Annotated in this window: 16 protein-coding genes and 1 riboswitch; of the genes, 9 read left to right on the top strand and 7 right to left on the bottom strand. The window is 65.1% G+C overall.

Going from position 1 to position 19,995, the window contains the following annotated elements; genetic code table 11:
• Positions 1-3: 3 nt before the first annotated feature.
• From fliI to fliF, 4 genes are read right to left on the bottom strand one after another with little or no spacing between them, the layout of a single operon-like run.
• Positions 4-1,707 carry a flagellar protein export ATPase FliI gene (fliI, locus tag PQR53_RS14070; RefSeq protein WP_408454543.1) on the bottom strand — a complete coding sequence of 568 codons (1,704 nt, stop codon included), beginning with the start codon at positions 1,705-1,707 and terminating at the stop codon, positions 4-6.
• Positions 1,701-2,387, bottom strand: coding sequence for a flagellar assembly protein FliH (gene fliH, locus PQR53_RS14065; protein ID WP_408454540.1), 687 nt, complete (start codon positions 2,385-2,387; stop codon positions 1,701-1,703). Before fliH ends, fliI begins: the two co-directional genes overlap by 7 nt.
• Positions 2,374-3,369: a flagellar motor switch protein FliG gene (gene fliG / locus PQR53_RS14060; protein WP_408454537.1), complete on the bottom strand. Its 996-nt coding sequence runs from the start codon at positions 3,367-3,369 to the stop codon at positions 2,374-2,376. The genes fliH and fliG overlap by 14 nt, the downstream gene beginning before the upstream one ends.
• A complete protein-coding gene (gene fliF, locus PQR53_RS14055) occupies positions 3,359-5,152 on the bottom strand; it encodes a flagellar basal-body MS-ring/collar protein FliF (RefSeq protein ID WP_408454535.1) in 1,794 nt (597 codons plus the stop codon). The genes fliG and fliF overlap by 11 nt, the downstream gene beginning before the upstream one ends.
• 238 nt (positions 5,153-5,390) lie before the next feature.
• Here fliF and fliE point away from each other — a divergent pair, with 238 nt between their 5' ends.
• The 5 genes from fliE (at position 5,391) to PQR53_RS14030 (ending at position 8,641) form a co-directional block, all read left to right on the top strand.
• The gene (gene fliE, locus PQR53_RS14050; protein ID WP_408454533.1) at positions 5,391-5,732 is read left to right on the top strand and encodes a flagellar hook-basal body complex protein FliE; all 342 of its coding nucleotides are present in this window, start codon (positions 5,391-5,393) and stop codon (positions 5,730-5,732) included.
• Positions 5,733-6,035: 303 nt separating this feature from the next.
• Positions 6,036-6,470 carry a flagellar export chaperone FliS gene (gene fliS, locus PQR53_RS14045; RefSeq protein WP_408454530.1) on the top strand — a complete coding sequence of 145 codons (435 nt, stop codon included), beginning with the start codon at positions 6,036-6,038 and terminating at the stop codon, positions 6,468-6,470.
• Complete coding sequence (locus tag PQR53_RS14040) at positions 6,467-6,793, top strand: flagellar protein FliT (RefSeq protein ID WP_408454527.1); 327 nt, start codon at positions 6,467-6,469, stop codon at positions 6,791-6,793. Before fliS ends, PQR53_RS14040 begins: the two co-directional genes overlap by 4 nt.
• 82 nt (positions 6,794-6,875) lie before the next feature.
• Positions 6,876-8,276, top strand: a complete 1,401-nt coding sequence (fliK, locus tag PQR53_RS14035; RefSeq protein ID WP_408454524.1) for a flagellar hook-length control protein FliK — start codon at positions 6,876-6,878, stop codon at positions 8,274-8,276.
• Positions 8,276-8,641, top strand: coding sequence for an EscU/YscU/HrcU family type III secretion system export apparatus switch protein (locus PQR53_RS14030; RefSeq protein ID WP_408454521.1), 366 nt, complete (start codon positions 8,276-8,278; stop codon positions 8,639-8,641). The genes fliK and PQR53_RS14030 overlap by 1 nt, the downstream gene beginning before the upstream one ends.
• 103 nt (positions 8,642-8,744) lie before the next feature.
• On the opposite strand, the gene PQR53_RS14025 is transcribed toward PQR53_RS14030, so the two are convergent.
• Together PQR53_RS14025 and PQR53_RS14020 are read right to left on the bottom strand one after the other, a co-directional pair.
• The gene (locus PQR53_RS14025) at positions 8,745-10,163 is read right to left on the bottom strand and encodes a coniferyl aldehyde dehydrogenase (protein WP_408454518.1); all 1,419 of its coding nucleotides are present in this window, start codon (positions 10,161-10,163) and stop codon (positions 8,745-8,747) included.
• Between the two features lie 161 nt (positions 10,164-10,324).
• Entirely contained in the window at positions 10,325-12,010 is a 1,686-nt protein-coding gene (locus PQR53_RS14020; RefSeq protein ID WP_408454515.1) for an isovaleryl-CoA dehydrogenase, read from the bottom strand.
• 361 nt (positions 12,011-12,371) lie between these two features.
• On the opposite strand from PQR53_RS14020, the gene PQR53_RS14015 reads away from it, so the two are divergent.
• Positions 12,372-14,045: a GMC family oxidoreductase gene (locus PQR53_RS14015; RefSeq protein ID WP_408454512.1), complete on the top strand. Its 1,674-nt coding sequence runs from the start codon at positions 12,372-12,374 to the stop codon at positions 14,043-14,045.
• A 315-nt stretch (positions 14,046-14,360) separates the two neighbouring features.
• A complete protein-coding gene (locus PQR53_RS14010) occupies positions 14,361-16,106 on the top strand; it encodes an OmpA family protein (RefSeq protein WP_408454510.1) in 1,746 nt (581 codons plus the stop codon).
• A gap of 66 nt (positions 16,107-16,172) precedes the next feature.
• Here PQR53_RS14010 and PQR53_RS14005 read toward each other — a convergent pair whose 3' ends face one another.
• Positions 16,173-17,174, bottom strand: coding sequence for a LysR family transcriptional regulator (locus tag PQR53_RS14005; protein WP_408454508.1), 1,002 nt, complete (start codon positions 17,172-17,174; stop codon positions 16,173-16,175).
• Between the two features lie 223 nt (positions 17,175-17,397).
• On the opposite strand from PQR53_RS14005, the gene PQR53_RS14000 reads away from it, so the two are divergent.
• Together PQR53_RS14000 and ahcY are read left to right on the top strand one after the other, a co-directional pair.
• Complete coding sequence (locus PQR53_RS14000; RefSeq protein ID WP_408454505.1) at positions 17,398-18,195, top strand: glycosyltransferase family 2 protein; 798 nt, start codon at positions 17,398-17,400, stop codon at positions 18,193-18,195.
• A gap of 120 nt (positions 18,196-18,315) precedes the next feature.
• A riboswitch (S-adenosyl-L-homocysteine riboswitch) is annotated at positions 18,316-18,452 on the top strand.
• A 33-nt stretch (positions 18,453-18,485) separates the two neighbouring features.
• Positions 18,486-19,907: an adenosylhomocysteinase gene (gene ahcY, locus PQR53_RS13995; RefSeq protein WP_408454502.1), complete on the top strand. Its 1,422-nt coding sequence runs from the start codon at positions 18,486-18,488 to the stop codon at positions 19,905-19,907.
• The last annotated feature ends 88 nt before the right edge of the window (positions 19,908-19,995 follow it).

The raw sequence follows: 19,995 nt of genomic DNA, 5'->3' as shown, positions 1-19,995 counted from the left end.
TCCTTAGGCAAACAGCGCGTCCAGCATCTTGAGACTCGGTTCAAAGTTCGCGCACTCGCGAAAACCTTGCTGCAAAAATGCTTCCATTCGCGGATACAGCGCAATCGCCCGGTCGAGCAGCGCGTCGCGCCCGCTCGAATAGGCGCCGACGTTGATCAGATCGCGGTTGCGCTGATAGCGCGACAGCATCTGCTTGAACATACGCGTCTTCTCGAGATGGTTATCGTCGATCAACGCGGTCATTGCCCGGCTAATCGACGCTTCGATGTCGATCGCGGGATAGTGGCCGGCCTCGGCGAGCGAGCGCGACAGCACGATATGGCCGTCGAGAATCGCCCGCGCGGAGTCGGCGATCGGGTCCTGCTGGTCGTCGCCTTCGGTCAGCACGGTGTAGAACGCAGTGATCGAGCCGCCGCCTGCCGGACCATTGCCGGTGCGCTCGACGAGCGCCGGCAGCTTGGCGAACACCGAAGGCGGATAGCCCTTGGTGGCGGGCGGCTCGCCCACGGCCAGCGCGATCTCGCGCTGCGCCATCGCGTAACGGGTCAGCGAATCCATCAGCAGCAGCACGTGCTTGCCCTGGTCGCGGAAGTATTCAGCCAGCGAGGTCGAGTACGACGCGGCCTGCATCCGCAACAGCGGCGAGACGTCGGCCGGCGCCGCGATCACGACCGAGCGCGCAAGACCTTCCTCGCCGAGAATCTGTTCGATGAATTCCTTCACTTCGCGGCCGCGTTCGCCGATCAGGCCGATCACGATCACCTCGGCGCTCGTGTAGCGCGCCATCGTGCCGAGCAGCACCGATTTACCCACGCCCGAACCCGCGAACAGGCCCATGCGCTGGCCTCGGCCGACGGTCAGAAGCGAGTTGATCGCGCGCACGCCGACGTCGAGCACCTTATGAATCGGCTCGCGGTTCAGCGGGTTGATGACCGGTGCGGACAGCGGCGCGTCGGCATGCGCGCCGAGCGGGCCGAGGCCGTCGAGCGGGCGGCCGGAGGCGTCCAGCACGCGGCCAAGCAATTCCCAGCCGACCGGCAAGCGCTTCGCGCCCGCCATCGGATCGGCGATCGGCGCGCTTTCAAGCGGATAGACTCGCGCGCCGGGTAGGAGGCCGATCACTTCGGTCGTCGGCATCAGAAACAGTTTGTCGCCGGAGAAGCCGACCACTTCGGCTTCGGCCATCGGCAGCGAACTGCCGGCCGGCAGTTCGATCATCACTTCGGCGCCCACCGACAGGCGCAGGCCCACTGCTTCGAGCACCAGGCCGGCGGCGCGCGTCAACCGTCCGCAGGCACGCATCGGCTTGGCGATTGCGCTGCGCGCGCGCAGCGCGTCGAGCCGGCCGCGCCAGGCCTGGACGTACGGGTTGGTGTCGAGTGCGGGATCGTATGGGGCGTAGGCGGCGGTTGAAGCGGGGCTCGAAGTGGCGGATTCACGGCTCGCGGGAGCGGATTCGCGGCTTGCCGCTGCACCCGTTGCCGGGTGGCTGGCCCCCGGATGCCCGGCGCCCGTATGCCCGGCGCCCGGATGCCCGGCGCCCGTATCCCGCAACGCAGCGTCGATGGCCGCGACTGCAGCCGCAGCCGGCGTAGCGGCGGCCGGCATATCGACCAGCGCCTCGGCGCCGAACGACGCCAGCGCGAGCTCGCGTTCGAGCGGCGTCAGATCGCTGGCGCGGATCTCTTCGAGCGTCGGCTTCACCATGTGCTCACCTTGCCGAGGGCGCCGGCGACGCGCTCCCAGCGCGTATCGATACCGGCATCGACTTCACCGGTGTTGGCTTGCGCCCGGCAGCCGCCGCGTTCGACCGACGGATCGGTGCGCACCGTCCAGCCACGCGTTTGCAGTTCTTCCATCAAATAGGCTTCGACGACCGGCAGGTCGGCGGGGCTGACGATCAGCGCCGGCGCCCCGATCAGCGCCGGTTCCGTAGCCAGTACCTCGCGGGCGGCGGCGATCAGCGCGGTCGGATCGTGCTGCACATGCTGGCGTACCACCTGGTGCGCGATATCCAGCACCAACGCAACCAGCGTCTCGGAGATCGCGCCCTGCGCGCCATCGAGTGCCCTCTTGAAGGTCTCGGCCAGCGCGGCCAGGCGCGCCGCTTCTTCGCGTGCTTCGCTCTGGCCTTGCGCGAAACCTTGAGCGTGGCCCTGGTCGTAACCGGCCTGATATCCGAGCGCCTGCCCGGCCACGTGACCCGTCGCGACGCCCTGCGCATGCGCGGCGTCGCGCAGACGTTGGAGTTCGGCCTCGAATGCGCCGTCGTCGACTTCGGGTTCGGGCGGCGCGGGTGGCGGCACCGGATCGAAAGAGGCCATTTCCCAGCGCTGGTAGGCCGAGAGCCTTTCCTTCGCCGAGGTGTTCTGATCAGACATATGCATCTTCCGCCTTGCCGCCTAGAACGATCTGGCCGCTTTCCGCCAGATTGCGCACGATCTGCAGGATGCGGCGTTGCTGCGTCTCGACTTCGGAGACGCGCACCGGGCCGCGCGCATCGAGATCTTCGGCGAGCAGTTCGGCAGCACGCTGCGACATGTTCGACAGGAACTTCTGGCGCAGCGCGGGCGGCGCGCCCTTCAGCGAGATGATCAACGCCTCGGACTCGACTTCCTTCAGCAACAGCTGGATCGCGCGGTCTTCCAGATCGAGCAGGTTCTCGAACACAAACATCTGATCAATGATCTTCTGCGCGAGTTCCGCGTCGTATTGGCGAACGTTCTCGATCACGCCTTCTTCATGATTGCTCGACATGAAGTTGAGAATTTCGGCCGCCGTGCGGATGCCGCCCATCGGGCTGCGCTTCAGGTTGTCACTGCCGGACAGGAGGCCTGTCAGCACGTCGTCGAGTTCGCGCAGCGCGGCCGGCTGGATGCCGTCGAGCGTCGCGATTCGCAGCAGCACGTCGTTTCGCAGCCGCTCGTTGAGGAAGGTGGCGATTTCGGAGGCCTGGTCGCGGTCCAGGTGAACCAGGATGGTCGCGATGATCTGCGGATGCTCGTTCTTGATGAGTTCGGCCACCGCCGCGGAGTCCATCCACTTGAGGCCTTCGATCCCGCTGGTATCGCTGCCCTGCAGAATCCGGTCGATGATTGCGCCAGCCTTGTCGTCGCCGAGCGCCTTGGTGAGCACCGAGCGGATGTACTCGCTCGAATCCAGCGACATGCCGGTGTGCGTTTCCGCCTCGCGGACGAACTCCTGCAAGACCTCGTCGACCTGCTCGCGCGTCACGCTCTTCAAGGCGGCCATGGCGACGCCGATCTTCTGGACCTCACGAGGCCCGAGGAACTTGAACACCTGCGCGGCTTCTTCCTCGCCGATCGACATCAGCAGGAGCGCGCTCTTCATTACGCCTTCAGCGCTCATCGGTCACCCAATTTTTCACGACGGTTGCAACGACCCTCGGATCCTGGCGCGCGATGTTGCGCGCGAACTCCAGGTTCCGTTCGTATTTCTGTTTGGCGCTTTCGAGCGCGAGCATTTCACTGTCCGTTTCCAGCTGGACGATTGCACCTTCGCGCTCGGCGGCCGGAATGCCATCGAGCAGGATCGGTTCGTCGCCTGGCGACGGCAGCGCGGCGGCGACCGGCTCCGGCGGGGGGAAAGCGCGGCGCAGCGCCGGCTTCACCATCACGAAGTAGAGGAACAGGGCCACGGCGCCAATGCCGAGGTAGGTCGCGATCTGCTTGTAGAGCGCGATCATGTCCGGCGTGCGCCACCATGGCAGGTCGGCAATCGGGTCGACGTCGGCGGTGAACGGGCTGTTGACTACGTTGACCGAGTCGCCGCGCGTGGCGTCGAAGCCCATTGCGTCCTTCACCAGTTGATTGACCTGGGCGAGCTTGTCGGCGGTGACCGGTTGCATCGTCGCGTGGCCTCTCGCGTCGACCACGCGCTGATAGTTGACCACCACGGCTACCGACAGACGCTTGATGCCGCCCATCGGTTGCTCCAGATGCTGGACGGTCTTGTTGAGTTCGTAATTGGTGGTCGAATCCTTGCGGTCGCTGACCGGCGTGGTGGTCACGCCCGGCGTGCCGCTGGCCGCCGTGATCGGTGCGGAAGCAGGCTGGGGCGGCTGGTTCGACAGCGCGCCCGGCACGCCCGAGGCGCCGGCTTGCGACATCTCGGTGGCGGTGCTCGATTGCTGGCTGCGGATCGCCGCCTGCTGCGGGCTGCCGTTCGGACCGTAGTTTTCCGAGGTCTGCTCGCTGTGCGAGAAGTCGATATCGGCGCTGACCTGCGAGTGCGCGTTGCCGGAGCCGAACAGGGGCGAAAGGATCGCGTCGATGCGCTGTTGCGTGTTGCGTTCGATCTGCTGACGGTACTTCAGTTGCGAGGCGTCCAGACCGCTGCCGGTGGACGGCTGCGTCAGCAGATTGCCGTCCTGGTCGAGGATGGTCACGCCCTTCACCGGCAAATCCGGCACCGCCGACGACACCATATGGGTAACCGCCAGCACCTGCCCTTCGTCGAGCACGCGGCCCGGATAGAGGTTGACCAGCACGGAAGCCGACGGCGTTTCCTTGTCGCGCACGAACACGGAAGGTTTCGGAATGGCCAGATGCACGCGCGCCGACTTCACCGACGAAATCGACTCGATTGTGCGCTCCAGTTCACCTTCCAGCGCGCGCTGATAATTGACCTGCTCGGCGAACTGGCTGATGCCGAATTTCTGGTTGTCCATCAGTTCGAAACCGACCGAGCCACTCTTGGGCAAGCCTTGCGAAGCCAGACGCAGACGCATTTCATGCACCTGCTCGGCCGGCACGAGGATCGCGCCACCGGAGTCGGAAAACTTGAAGGGAATGTTGGCGGCTTGCAGCGCGGTGATGATGGAGCCGCCGTCGCTGTCCGACAGATTGCTGTAGAGCACCTTGTAGTCCGGCGCCCGCGACCACAGGAACAGACCTGCGACGATGGCGACCAGCAACGCGACGGCGAAAATCAGCGGCGCGCGCGGGTTGCCGCGCATTTGCGCGAGCCCCGACAGGCGCTGGCCGAAGTTGCCGCCCAGGTTGCCCCCGAGGCCGCCGAGATCGGCTGCGCCGCCGGCCTGGCCGGTGCCCGCCACGGCCGCGCCTGGCTGAGCGCCGGCGAGACCCATGCGGGCGTCGGGGTTGATCAAAGAGTTGGCTGACGAATCCATGCGTCGGGTATCTCCGGGATGCCTTTGCGTTTCTGTCGCTCAGCCGCACCGAGGGTCGGCGGGCGCACGGACAGAGACTTTCACCATTGAAATTATCCGCAGCGCCGCTCAACCCGATTGCTTGAATAGAGCCGGGTTTCCCCCCTAGTTTCGGGGCTTTCCCGGATGGCCCACTGCTATGCTTTCGCTCAGATCGGTACGGTTTCTGGCATGCCGGTCGTCATTCCCTGGAGAGAACATGACAATGCCCGTGAACGCGCTCTCGTCGGCGCTGCAACAGATGCAGTCGATGGCGGCGCAAGCGGCCGGCAGCAGCTCGGCGGCCGGCGTGGCCGATTCGTCCGGCGCGGCTTCGGCCGGCGGTTTCGCCTCGGCGCTGAAGGCCTCGTTGGACAAGATCAGCGGCGATCAGACCAAGGCGGTCGGCGAATCGCAGGCATTCGAACTCGGCGCGTCCAACGTCTCGCTGAACGACGTGATGGTGGACATGCAGAAAGCTAACGTCGGTTTCCAGTTCGGCCTGCAGGTGCGCAACAAACTGGTCTCGGCCTATAACGACATCATGCAGATGTCGGTGTAATCGCGATTCGAAGCGGTTCGGGCGGCAGGGCTGTTCCGCCCGTCCGAACCCATGCGCCCAGTTGCAACGCCGTGCGGCTGCACGGCAGGACAGTCCGCCCGGTGTGCCCTTGCGGCGCTTCGTGGCGGGCGGCCTTGCCTCGTTCAGCGCGATATCGCCTCTGTCTAGCCGTAATCCTCCTTACATCGGCCTAAAGCTTTCCCACTGCCTATCCGATAACCAGATACAGGCAGAGATTGTGGTGCGGCAACGCATCCGGATCGCGTGTCGCGACAACTGAAGTGCAAGAGAGGAGGAGCGCCGATGTTTTCCCCAGAACACTCTGGAGCCGATGCGTACACGCGCGTCGGCGTCGAGACGGGGGTGATGGGCGCGAGTCCGCATCGTCTGATCGTGATGTTGTATCAGGGCGCCCGGCGAGCAATCGCGCAAGCGCGCGTGCATCTTCAGATGGGTAATGTGCCGGCTCGAGGCGAGGCGATCGGCAAGGCGATTCAGATCGTCGAAAGCGGGCTGCAGCAGTCGCTCAACCTTGAAGCGGGCGGCGAGATTGCAGAGCGGTTGGACGCGCTATATAGCTATATGACGCGCCGGCTGCTCGAAGCCAACATAAAACAGAGCGAGGCGATGCTGGTCGAAGTAGACGGCCTGCTGGCAACGCTCGAAGAAGCATGGATCGGCATTGCCCCCGAGATCGCGCGGATGGCAACCCAGCCGGCCGCGGAAAGCATGAGATGACATCGAACGCAGAATATTTCGCCCGCTACGAGGCGATTGCAGCGATTTCCCGCCGCATGCTGACGGCTGCCCGGCGTGCCCTGTGGAACGATCTGGTCGAATTGCAGGAGGAATATCGGCATCTGGTGGAAGCGTTGAAAGACGCCGAAACCGGCGTCAAGCTGGACGATGCGGAGCGCTTGCGCAAATACGCACTGATCTGTCAGATCCTGGCCGACGACGCCGCGATCCGCGATCTGGCGAATCCGCGCATGGCCAATCTGTCGGCGCTGTTCGCCGGACGGCCGACTCGTGTGCTCAAGGAACTGTACGGGGCGCGCTGAGTTTATCGACGGAACGCGCGTTGGCGTGAGTCTGCCCGAGGGTATGTAAGCGCGTTGCCGCCATTGTGACGAAGGAATGGGTATGAACGGAATCGACACGGTCGTCAGTTCGTTGCTCGCGAACCGGGTCGACAGTCTGCTCAATCTCGCGCCGGGCAGCGCGACCGCCTCGCAGACCGGTGCGGCGGGCGTCGATAGCGCGCCTGTCACCGTCACGCCCCTCACGCCACCCGCCACTCCGCCTGCTTCCGCGCAAACCGCGCTGTCCGCCGTCGCGCTGGTGCTCAACGCGATCATCAACTCGGGCGGCGAGGCAACCCCTGCGGTGCTCGGCCAGGTGCCCATCTGGCCGGCCGCGCCGGCGCTCGATGTCGAGGCCGGCGGCTTGCCGCTGTTCGATACGTCCACTTCATCCACGAATCCGAATGCCGCCGCGACGACGGCCACCGCCAATGTGGCGGCGGCGCAGGTGCCGGTCGCGGCGCTCGCGGCCGCGCTCGAACAGACGGTGGGCACTAGCGGTCTGTTCTACGAATCCCATCTTGCACAATGGCTGGCGGGAGAGCGGCCGCCTGTCGCGCTCGCTGACGAAGCGCAAAACAAGCTGGTGGCAGCTGCGACGCAATTGCCGCTCGACTGGGCGGGTGACGCCGACCAGGCTTCTTCGTCCAACGCGGCGCCTCGTCAGGGCACGGGTACAGGCGGGGGCCCCAACGGCCCGGCCAACGCCGCGCCGGACGGCAACGCGGCAGCCCGTGCGATGCCGTCCATCCAAACCGCGCAGGCCGCGCGGTTCGTCGCGGGCGAGCTGCTGGCGAGTTCTCTGCCTGACCTGAACGGCCAGCCGGCGCACTCGAACGCGCACAGCGCCGCGGCGCAACTGGCCGAGGACGGGTCGTCGCAAAACTCGCAATCGATGGCGGCGGTTCATCCCGTGACGGTTCCCCTGGTGCGTCAGCAACTCGATCTGCTCGCCACCGGGCAGTTTCGCTGGACCGGCGAAGCATGGCCGGGCGCCAAGCTCGACTGGACCATTGAGCAGGAAGGCGACGAGTGGGACCGCAGCGGCGGCGGCACGGCAAGCGAGGAGGATCAACCCTGGCGTACGCGCCTCACGCTTTCGCTGCCGACGCTCGGTACCGTCGATGCGGACCTGACGCTGACCGGCTCGCGGCTGGTCGCGCGCGTCCAGGCGAGTCCGGCCGGCGCGGCGCGGCTGGCGATGCAGGGTGAGAGCTTCCGGCAACGGCTCGCGGCTGCGGGCATCGAATTGAACGGCTTGACGATTCGTGAAATCGGCGGCGGCGCGCCGGCTACCGGGGCGAGCGCTGCCGGGGCAGCGGCGACTGCGCAAGCGGCGGCGTCGGCCTATGCGCGCTCGGCGGCGGCTGCGGCCGCTGACAAGGTGCCGGCGGGGCGCCGCGATACGCGTGCCGGCAGCCCGGGCGCCGCGCCGCTCGACAATTTCGACTGGGATATGTGATGAGCCGCAAACACCGCCGCAGCGCGGCCGCGCTCGTCTACGACGCACAAGGCAGCGATCCCGCACCGCGCGTGATCGCCAAAGGCTACGGCATGCTGGCCGAGATGATCGTGCAACGCGCCAAGGAGGCAGGCCTGTATGTTCACGAGGCGCCGGAAATGGTCTCGCTGCTGATGCAGGTCGATCTCGATACGCGGATTCCGCCGCAGCTTTATCAGGCGGTGGCGGAGTTGCTCGCCTGGCTGCATCGGCTGGAAAGCGGCGCCGAGCATGAGCCGGAAGGTGGTGCGGCCGGTGTTGAGGACGTCATCGATGTGGTCGCGACGGATATAACGGACGTTTCTGGCGGCGCGGCCGGGCGTTGAGTGTGTCTGTCGCGCGGTTTGCCGCCGCGCGTTGGTTGCCGCGCGGATGCCCGCCGCACGGCCGGCCGCCCCACGGATGCCCGCCGCACGGATGCCCGCCGCATCAAAACCGCATCATCAGCTTCAGCAGCGCATTCACCCGTTTGCCGTATGGCGGCGAAATCCATCCACGCGCGTTCAGGCGCGCCTGCATCAGCACCGGCTTCATCTTCGAGAAGGTGACGAAGCCTTCGTAGCCGTGATACCCGCCCATCCCGCTCGCCCCGACGCCGCCGAACGGCAGACTTTCGCACGCGAGGTGCATCAACGTCTCGTTGACCGCCATGCCGCCCGCGATGGTTTCGCGCGTGACACGCTCGATGGTGGCGGTGTCGTCGGCGTAGAGATACAGCGCAAGCGGACGCGGACGCGCGTTGACCCACGCGATCGCGTCGTCGAGCGTGTCGTAGGAGACGATCGGCAGCAGCGGGCCGAAGATCTCCTCCTGCATCAGCGCGCTTTCATCCGGCGCATTCGTGACGGCGATCAGCGGGAAGCGACGGCTTGCCTCGTTCGGCGTGCTGTCGGTGAGCCTGTGCAGTTGTGCGCCGACGGCCTGCGCTTCGTCGGCAAGACGTTGCAGCCGCGCGAAGTGCCGCGCCGAGATGATCGACGTGTAATCGAGGTTGTGTGCAAAGTCCGGGTACATCTTCGCCATCCGCGCGCGCGCCCGTTCGATGAACGCCTGCTCCTTGCCGCGCGGCACCAGCACGTAGTCCGGTGCGACACAGGTCTGGCCCGCGTTGAGCGTCTTGCCGGCGATGAGGTTATCCACCGCGTTGTCGAAGCGCGCATGCTGACCGATGATGGCCGGCGACTTGCCGCCAAGCTCCAGTGTGAGCGGCGTCAGATGTTCGGCGGCGGCGCGCATCACTTCATGGCCGACCCTGGTCGAACCGGTGAACAGCAGATGGTCGAACGGTTGCGCGCTGAACGCGGCGGCCAATGCGGCGTCGCCGTTCACCACCGCGACGTGATCGCGCGCGAAGGTTTGGCCGATCAATTGCTCGAAGAGCGCCGCGGTGCGCGGCGTCAGTTCGGACATCTTGATGATGGCGCGATTGCCGGCCGTCAGCGCGCTGATCAGCGGACCGACGGCGAGCAGCACCGGATAATTCCACGGCACGATGATGCCGACCACGCCGAGCGGCTGCGGCACGACTTTCGCGCGCGCCGGCAGGAGCCATTTGTTGGTGCTGCGGCGTTGCGCTTTCATCCAGCGTTTGCCGTGCCGGAGCGCGGCGTCGATTTCACCCTTGATCAGCAGGAATTCGGCGAGCAGCACTTCCTGTTTCGCGCGATTGCCGAAGTCGGCGTTCATCGCGTCGGCGAGTGCGTCGCGGTTGTCGAGCATGACTTTGCGCAACGCTTTCAGATGCGCGGCGCGGTTTTCCCACGACGGATACGGCGCACGCAAATAAGCATGGCGTTGCTCGCGCAGCAGCGCTTCGAGCGCGGCGATTTCCGGCAGATCGTTCTTCATAGGTGTCCACTCCCTGATGGATAGCGGTGCGCGTCGAGTCGCGCTTATTGGTGTGTTGTCCTGTATCGCAACGGTCTTGCGAAAGGCTTTGCAAAAGCACGGGCGGGTTCGCCCGCTTCAAACCTGAAATGCGGGATTCCGGTCGATTCATCCATTTGGCGTCAGGCCGGAAACGCCCGCTCGATGATCGCCGCGTGGTTGAACGTGACCGGCAGCGTGCCGTACACGCGGCCGCTCTCGCCGCAGCCGTCGGCGAGACGCGTGGCGATGAAGGCCGCAGCGACTTCCGGCGGCGCGTGCTTCACCAGCAAGGTGGCTTGCGCGATCAGCACGATCTGTTGCGCGATCCGCCGCGCGGAGGCTTCACGCGTGTCGGGTGCGCCGTTCAGCGTGACGGCGAGCTTGCCGAGCGCGGCGCTCAACGCCGGGTGCCCTTGCGCATCCGCTTGCCACGCGGCGAACAAGGCCTGCGCCGCTTCGGGCTCGCGCTCCATCGCGCGCAACACGTCGAGGCACATCACATTGCCCGAGCCTTCCCAGATCGAATTCACGGGCGCTTCCCGATAGAAGCGCGCCATGGGACCCGTCTCGACATAACCGTTGCCGCCCCACACTTCCATTGCCTCGCCGGTGAATTCGAGCGTGCGCTTGCAGACCCAGTACTTCGCCGCGGGGGTGACGATCCGGCGCCATGCGCGTTCGGCCGGCGCGGACGACGATGCATCCGCGGACGCTTCGAAAGCGCGGGCGAGTCGCATGAACAGGACCGTCGCGGCTTCCGATTCCAACGCCAGGTCGGCCAGCACGTTGCGCATCAGCGGCTGATCGGCCAGCTGCCGGCCGAAGGCACTGCGGTGCCGCGCATGGTGAATCGCCTGCACCAGCGCCGCGCGCATCAGGGCCGCGCTGCCGATCACGCAGTCGAGCCGCGTGTAGTTCGCCATTTCGATGATGGTCGGCACGCCGCGGCCTTCGTCGCCGATCATGATGCCGAACGCGTCGAGGAACTCGACTTCGCTGCTGGCATTCGAGCGATTGCCGAGCTTGTCTTTCAGACGCTGGATCTGCACGGCGTTCTTGCTGCCGTCCGGCGCGAAACGCGGGACGAAAAAGCATGAGAGGCCTTCTTGATCGTCGGTGCGGGCAAGCACCAGATGCGCATCGCATTGCGGCGCGGAAAAAAACCATTTGTGACCGACCAGCCGATATTCCGCGCCGCGGCCACTGCCGCGCGTGGCATAAGCACGGGTCTGGTTGCTGCGCACATCCGAGCCGCCTTGTTTCTCGGTCATTCCCATGCCGATCATGGCCGAGTTTTTTTGCGTGAGCGGCAGGTCGCGTGGATCGTGTTCGCGGGTATAGAGCTTGTCGCGCAGTGTGTCGAACAACGCAGGTTCGCGTTGCAACACCGGGATGCTGGCGAAGGTCATCGTCAGCGGACAGAGGGAACCGGATTCGAGTTGCGCGTGCAGGAAGTAGCCGGCGCAACGCGCGACCATGGCGCCGCGCTGCGGATCCGAGAACGGCAACGCGTGCAGGCCTTCGCGGCGCAACAGCGACAGCAGCGTATGCCACGAAGGATGAAACTCCAGCGTGTCGATGCGTTCGCCACGCGCGCTGTGGGTGAAAAGTTCAGGGGTATGGCGGTTCGCCAGTTCGGCCAGTGCGAGCGTTTCCGGCGTGGTGAGCGCCGCGCCGTGCCGCTGCAGTGCCTCGCGATGCCACGCGGCCCCTTCGCGTTCGAGCGCGGCGGACAAAGCCACGTCGCTCGAAAACAGGTTGTAGTCCGCGAGCGGCGGCGCCTGATTGGTCACGTCGTGGGTGTGGCCGAAGCTGTGCACTTTCATCTGCTGTCTCCGTTCACCGGATGCGCGCCGTCGCTGCTCGACGGCGTGCTGTTTTATCGCTGCGTGTCATGCCGCACGCTCAGAGGACGGCGCGCGAAGGGCCGTGTTTGAATGCCTTGCGAAGCCGCCCGGCGGGCGGATGCGCGTCTTTCATCATAGGGTCGCAGGGACGCTTTCGTTTAGAGGGATCGCTCTGACATGAACCCGCCGTGGCACGCCAACGCTCCCTACAATGCCGATAAAACAGACATAGACAAGTGTGCTGCAATCGCTTGCATGGGATCGGAGAACCGCTAAAACGCTAACTCCGACCGACACGAGACAGGGTTCGCGAGCAACGCGGCCCCACCAGGAGGAGCGGATGCAATACGACTACATTATCGTCGGTGCGGGCTCGGGCGGTTGCTCGCTCGCGAGCCGTCTGGCGGATAGCTGCCCCGATGCCACGATCGCCCTGATCGAAGCCGGTCCGCATACGGACCGCAATCTGTTCGTGAACATGCCGGTCGGCGTGGCGGCCGTCGTGCCGCACAAACTCAAGACCAACTACGGTTATCTGACGACGCCCCAGCCGGGGCTCGCGGGACGCCAGGGCTATCAGCCGCGCGGGCGGGGCTTTGGCGGCTCGAGCGCGATCAACGCAATGATTTACACGCGCGGCCATCCGCTCGATTACGACGAATGGGCGCAGCTTGGCTGCGAAGGCTGGTCGTGGGACGACGTGCTGCCGTATTTCCGCCGCGCCGAAGGCAACGAGCGCGGCGCTGATGCATGGCACGGCGCCAACGGGCCGCTGACGGTGTCCGATCTGCGCTATCGCAATCCGTTTTCGAAGCGCTTCGTGCAGGCCGCGACCGAAGCCGGTTACAAGCCCAACAGCGACTTCAACGGTGCGGATCAGGAAGGCATCGGCTTCTATCAGGTGACGCAGCGTGACGGACGGCGCTGCAGCGTCGCTCGCGCCTATATCTACGACCGCGAGCGCCCCAATCTGCATCCGATCGCCGATGCGACGGTGCTGCGCGTGCGCTTCGACGGCAAGCGCGCGAGCGGCGTCGAAATCGTGCGCGGCGGCCGTACCGAAACGCTCGAAGCGCGCGCCGAGGTGGTGCTGGCCGCGGGCGCGTTCAATTCGCCGCAACTGCTGATGTGCTCGGGCATCGGGCCGGCGGCGCATCTGCAGTCGCTCGGCATGACGGTGCTGCACGATGCGCCCGAGGTCGGCCAGAACCTGATCGACCACGTCGACTTCACGATCAACAAACGGGTGTCGTCGATCGAGCCGACCGGCTTTTCGATTCGCGGCATCGCGCGGATGCTGCCGCAGTTCGTGAGCTTCATGCGGCATGGGCAGGGCATGCTGTCGAGCAATGTCGCCGAAGCGGGCGGCTTTCTGAAGAGCCGGCCCACGCTCGCGCGCCCGGACCTGCAACTGCACTTCTGCGCGGCGCTCGTCGACGATCACAACCGCCATATGCACTGGGGCCATGGGTATTCGCTACACGTGTGCGTGCTGCGGCCGCATAGCCGCGGCACGGTGACGCTGGCGAGCGCCGACGCCCGCATCGCACCGGTGATCGACCCGCGTTTTTTCAGCGACGCGCGCGATCTCGACCTGCTGGTGGAAGGCGCGCGGATGGCGCGGCGCATTCTCGACGCGCCCTCGCTGGCGTTGCATGGCGGCAAGGAGCTGTACACGCATCCTGGCCAGAGCGAGGCGGAATTGCGCCGGACCATCGCCGAGCATGCCGACACGATCTATCACCCGGTGGCCACTTGCCGGATGGGCGGCGATGCGCAGTCGGTGGTCGATCCGCAGTTGCGGGTGCGCGGCGTGACGGGACTGCGGATCGTCGACGCCTCCGTGATGCCGACCTTGATCGGCGGCAATACGAATTCGCCGACGGTGATGATCGGCGAGCGCGCGGCCGAATTGATCGCGGCGAGCCGGCGCGACGGGCAAACGGCGCCGGTGATAGCGATGGCGGCGGCGGCGGCGTCGGCGGCGGCGGGAACGGCAGGCGTGGCGGTTTGACCGTCCGACCGGCCTGACGGCGAGCGTCGCCCGAGTCGGGCGGCGCTTTATGTTGCTCTTCGCGCGTTGAGCGCGTGCGCCCACCGGCAGGTACGAGCGCGTGCAAATCCATCAGCCGTCGCTTGCCATACGCCAGCCACGGCGGCCCATCAATCTTTCCTAATTCGGCTCGCAAATGTAAGAATATCTAGGCGAACGTCGGTTAATTCGTCATAAATTGTGCCGTTCCGTTTATGAGATTTCCCCAAACCTATAATCGCGCCGCGAAAAAGAGCGCGTCAGGTGACGCGTTCGGGAAATCAAGGAAGCGAAGCGATGAGTATCAATGTGATTCAGCTGGTTCAGTCCGCGTTGACGGACAGCGTCGTGCGACAACTGGCGGCCCGCTGCGGGCTGCCGCCGGACGCGACCCAGAAGGTGCTGGCAACAACCGGCCCGGCGCTCGTCGCCGGCCTGATGCAGAAGGGCGCGACGCTCGACGGCGCGCGCTCGCTGTTCGCCACGATCCTTTCGCCCGAGGTGAACGGGCACATCGCCGAACAGTTGCCGCAACTGCTCGGCACCACCACGGGCATGAGCCAGTTGGAAGGCGTCGGGCGGCAGTTGCTCGAGCGCGCGCTCGATCGCCGCGTCGATACGCTCAGCGACGAAGTCGCGACCCAAACCGGCGTACCGGCGCATGCCACGCATGCCATGACGGGTATCGTCGGCGCAACGCTGCTGGGCCTGCTGAAACGCTATTTTCTCGAAGGTCAGGGCAACGTCGGTCAGTTGCCGACACTGCTGGGCCACCAACTGCCGGCCGTTGCACCGCACCTGAACGACCGGTTGATGACCGGCCTCGGTCTGAGCGGACTCGGCGCGTTCACTGGCAATATCCTGTCGCAGTTGAAAGCGGTCTCGGCGCATATCGACCATCCGACGCCTGCCGCGAAGCCGGTAGCCGAAGCGCTGTCGAGCATCCGTGTGCCTGCCGACGCGGTGGTGCGCGAGGAGCGCCGTCCGCGCACGTGGCTGTGGTGGCTGCTCGCGGCGATCGCCGCCGTGCTGGCTTTCCTGTTCCTGCGCGGTTGCCAGAGCGAGCAATCGGCGGAACGCAGCAGCGCGGAGGCTGCGGTGACTGCGCAAGCCGCGTCCGCACCGGGTGAGGCCTCGGCCGCCGCGGCGGCAACGCCCGCGGCCAGCGATGTCGCGGCTTCCACGCCTGCCGTCGGCGCCGCTGCGGCAAGCGCCGCCAGCGAAGCGCAGCAACCCGCAGCCGCACCCGCGCCGACCAAAGACAGCGTGCTGAGCTTCACAGTCGACGTCGGCGGCAAGCCGACGCTCACCGCGACAGTCGGCAGCGAAGCCGAAAAGAGCCAGCTGATCGACGCGCTGACCAGGCGCTTCGGCGCAGACCGGTTCGTCGCGGACGTCACGGTCGATCAAGACACCAAGCCGGCCGACTGGCTCGCTCATCTGGACGGCCTGCTGCCGCTGATGGCACTCCCGGGTGCGGAAGTGAAAATGGACGGCGCGCACATCGAATTGAGCGGCAGCGCGGCGAATGCCAGGCTCGGCTGGCTCGACAAGCTGAAGTCGCTGTTCGGCGCGTCGTATCAGATCGGTTCGTTCAACGTCGAGCAGGCGGTCGCCAACGCAACCGAGACCTTCCGCGGCGCGATCAAGGGCCTGCTCACGCCGGACAGCTCGTGCGCGGCAGCGGACGTGGTCAAGGTGCTGAACCTGCAGGTGATCAACTTTACGAGCGCCAGCGCCCGCGTGCCGGCTTCGGCGATTGAAGATCTGAACCAGTCGGCGCAAGTGCTGAACGCATGTGCGCACAACGGCAAGACGGCCAGGCTCGAAGTGGCCGGCTATTCAGACAATGTCGGCGGCGCACAAGCCAATCTGCAACTGTCGAAGAAGCGCGCTGAAGCGGTTCGCGCGTATCTCGTGAAGACAGGCGTGCCGGCGGATTCGCTGGTCGCGCAAGGGTACGGCGACGCGCACCCGGTGGCGAGCAACGACACGGCGAGCGGCCGCTTTGCCAACCGTCGCATCGAGTTTGTCGCGCAATAGTAATAGCGCCCTTGAGGCGAGCCTCAAAAACAGCATGTCACCCGGTTTGCGCCGGGCGGCATGGTGTCATTTGGCCGGCGGCGTTTGTGGTGGTGTTGGTGGTGGCGTTTGTGGCGGCGGTGTCTGAACCGGCGCCGTGATGCCGGTGATACCGATACCCGGCCCCACCATGAAATCGTCGCCAGCCTGGCCCGGGAGCGTCTGTCGGGCCACCTCTAGCCACGCGCGCGCCGCGTGCGACAGATAGCCGTTACGACGCCAGCCAATCGCCATTTCCCACGGAATCTCCGGTTCCACCACCGGGCGGCAGGTGAACTGCGCGGCGTCGAGCCGCCGGCAATACGGCGCCGGCAACAGCGCGATGCCGACGCCGGCCAGCACCAGCGCCGCCATGAAATCCCAGTGCCCGCTGCGCCCGACGATGGTCGGCGCAAACCCGGCGGTGCGGCACGCATTCAGCACGACATCGTTGAGCGCGAGGCTCTCGCCGTAAAACACGAACGGCTCGTGGGCGAGCTCGGCGAGCGGCACTTCGTGCAGATCGTCCCAGCGCGAACCCGTGCGCGCGACGAGCCACAGCAATTGGCGCGTCATCGGCAGCACCTCGATATTTTCCGGGTCGACCGGCTGCAGCACGCCGCCTAGCTCCAGTTCACCGTGGATCAGCGCGGTTTCGATCGCGCGCGACCCCTGCTCGAACAGCTTCAGTTCGATTTTCGGGTACCGCTGGCGGAAGGCGGCAATGGCCGGCGTGAAGAGTGAGCCGCCCATTGGCGGAATGCCGATGGTCAGTTCGCCGCGGCCGAGCTTGTCGAGATCGGTCAGTTCGGCCTGCAACTGCGCGTGTGCCGCCAGCACGTCCTGACCGCGCTGGTAGACGATCCGGCCGGCGTCGGTGAGCACCATCTGACGTCCGTCACGCAACAGCAGCGGCGAACCGATTTCGTCTTCCAGCGACTTGACCATCTTGCTGATGGTCGGCTGCGTGACGAACATCTGCTCGGCGGCGACGGTGAAGCTCTGTTGGCGGACCACTTCGACGAAATACCGCAGCGCGCGTAGTTCCACGATCTCGGGCTCCAGAATTCCAATTTGGAATGATCTGGATGATTGTAAGTCATCGTATTTATGTTGCGGCCCAAGTTGTTGGTGCGTTCGTATCGACCCCTGCGCACGCGCGGCACGTGATTCGGCGCAGTCGCGCACATCGCTTTTCCAGGATGGACGCCGGCGGAAACGGGCTACCATCGGCGGTTCTCTACCGTTCGGCCTGCAGCGCCCGCTTCAATTCATGACGCCCATCTCGATCATCATTCCCTGCTATAACGGCGCGGCGACGCTCGCCCGCGCCCTCCAAAGTTGCCTGATTCAGCCCGAAGCAGCGCAGATCATCGTAGTGGACGACGGTTCGACCGACGCCTCCGCCGACCTCGTTGCGTATTGCGGAAGCCTCGACGAACGCGTGGGCCTGCTGCGGATGCCGGTCAACGGCGGCGCGGCTCGCGCGCGCAACTGGGGCGCGATGCATGCGTCGCACAGCCTGCTGGCCTTCCTCGATGCCGATGACGAATACCTGCCCGGCGCCCTGGCCGCCGCAAGCACGTTCCTCGTGCAAAATCCCAGGGAAGTGTCCGTGCGGCTCGACGTCGAGTACACGGATTTCCCGGCCGATATCGTCAGCCACGCCAATTTCGACAAGCATGCCGCGACGCTCAGCAATACGGTGCCGAGCAGTCTGATCATCCGCCGCGCGGTGTATGCCGCGCTCGGCGGCTTCCCGATGGATGACGCGTTCCGCCGCATCGGTGGAGAAGATGGCGCGCTGTCGTGGGCGCTGCGCGAGATTTTCGGCAACCGGCGCCTCGACGACGTGAAGCGCGTGCGCATGCATTACCATGCCGGCATTCACGCCGAACGCTATTTCCGCATCGCACTCGGCATGCGGGAGCCGGATCCCGTCGATCTGGATGACGCATTTCGTTTTTCCAGGCAGTTCCTCGAAACCGCGCGCGCGGGTATCGAGCAATTGCGCGTGGCAAGCGTCGCGGGCGAAGCCGCCGCGGCTATTCTTCCGAATCAGGCCGCGTAGGTTTCAGACACCGGAGCAGCCCGCCAACAGGACAAGGCGCGCCAGACTCCAGCCAAAGCGCCAACCACTCCAACCAGTTCCACGCCCCGAAGCCATCTCGATTTGCTACAATCGCCGTTCGTCTTCGAGGAGCGTTGCGACGGGTACCGCGAATCAGCATATTCGCCGGCCGCCCGCCAGGCTCGAAGGCTTCAATCGGAGGGCTCGGATGCGCATAGCGCTTTCCCGGCCACCGCATCGAACCGCGCTCACGTCAAATTTCTAGTCAATTTTTTAGAAAGGAGGGCGTGATGAACGCCGCAGTTCTCGATTCAAATTCCAAGCAAGATTTCGTCGTCGCCGATCTGTCACTTGCCGCCTGGGGCCGCAAGGAACTGAATATCGCTGAAACCGAAATGCCGGGCCTGATGCAAACGCGCGAGGAATACAAGACCTCGCAGCCTTTGAAGGGCGCGCGCGTCGCGGGTTCGCTCCACATGACGATTCAAACCGGCGTGCTGATCGAAACCTTGACGGCACTTGGCGCGGACGTGCGCTGGGCATCGTGCAATATTTTCTCGACGCAGGATCATGCAGCCGCCGCGATCGCGAAAGGCGGCGTGCCGGTGTTCGCATTCAAGGGCGAATCGCTCGACGAATACTGGGAATTCTCGCACCGCATTTTCGAATGGCCGAACGGCGAATTCGCCAACATGATCCTCGACGACGGCGGCGACGCCACGTTGCTGCTGATCCTCGGCTCGAAGGCTGAGAAAGACCGCGCGGTCATTTCGAAGCCGGAAAACGAAGAAGAAGTCGCGCTGTACAAGTCGATCGCCAAGCACCTCGACGCCGATCCGGTGTGGTACTCCACACGTCTCGCGCACATCAAGGGCGTGACCGAAGAAACCACGACTGGCGTGCATCGTCTGTACCAGATGGAAAAGGAAGGCCGCCTGCCGTTCCCGGCCATCAACGTCAACGACTCGGTCACCAAGTCGAAATTCGACAACCTGTATGGCTGCCGCGAGTCGCTGGTCGACGGTATCAAGCGCGCAACCGACGTGATGATCGCCGGCAAGATCGCGGTCGTGGCAGGTTATGGCGACGTGGGCAAGGGTTGCGCGCAATCGCTGCGCGGTCTGGGCGCCACGGTGTGGGTCACCGAAATCGATCCAATCTGCGCGCTGCAGGCGGCCATGGAAGGCTACCGCGTCGTGACGATGGAGTACGCCGCCGACAAGGCCGACATCTTCGTGACGGCAACTGGCAATTTCCATGTGATCGGCCACGATCACATGGCTGCCATGCGCAACAACGCGATTGTCTGCAATATCGGTCACTTCGATTCGGAAATCGACGTTGCTTCCACGCGCCAGTACACGTGGGAAAACATCAAGCCGCAAGTCGACCACATCATTTTCCCGGATGGCAAGCGCATCATCCTGCTGGCTGAAGGGCGTCTGGTGAATCTGGGTTGCGCGACGGGTCACCCGTCGTTCGTGATGTCGGCATCGTTCACGAACCAGACGATCGCGCAGATCGAACTGTTCGTTCACGGCGACAAGTATGAAAACAAGGTCTACGTGTTGCCGAAGCACCTTGATGAAAAGGTCGCGCGCCTGCATCTGGGTCGTATCGGCGCGGAGCTGACGGTGCTGTCGGACTATCAGGCGAATTACATCAGCGTCGACAAGAACGGTCCGTTCAAGCCGAACCACTACCGCTACTAAGTGGCCGCTGTTAATCAGCCGCTGTTACGTAGCATCAAGCACGCGGGCGGTTTAAAAGCATGACAGTCTGACGACAGGGCGGCGCGCA

Origin of the sequence: Paraburkholderia fungorum (assembly GCF_046027605.1) — a bacterium.
Classification (GTDB): domain Bacteria; phylum Pseudomonadota; class Gammaproteobacteria; order Burkholderiales; family Burkholderiaceae; genus Paraburkholderia; species Paraburkholderia fungorum_F.
This window is presented reverse-complemented; position numbering and strand designations above follow the sequence as displayed.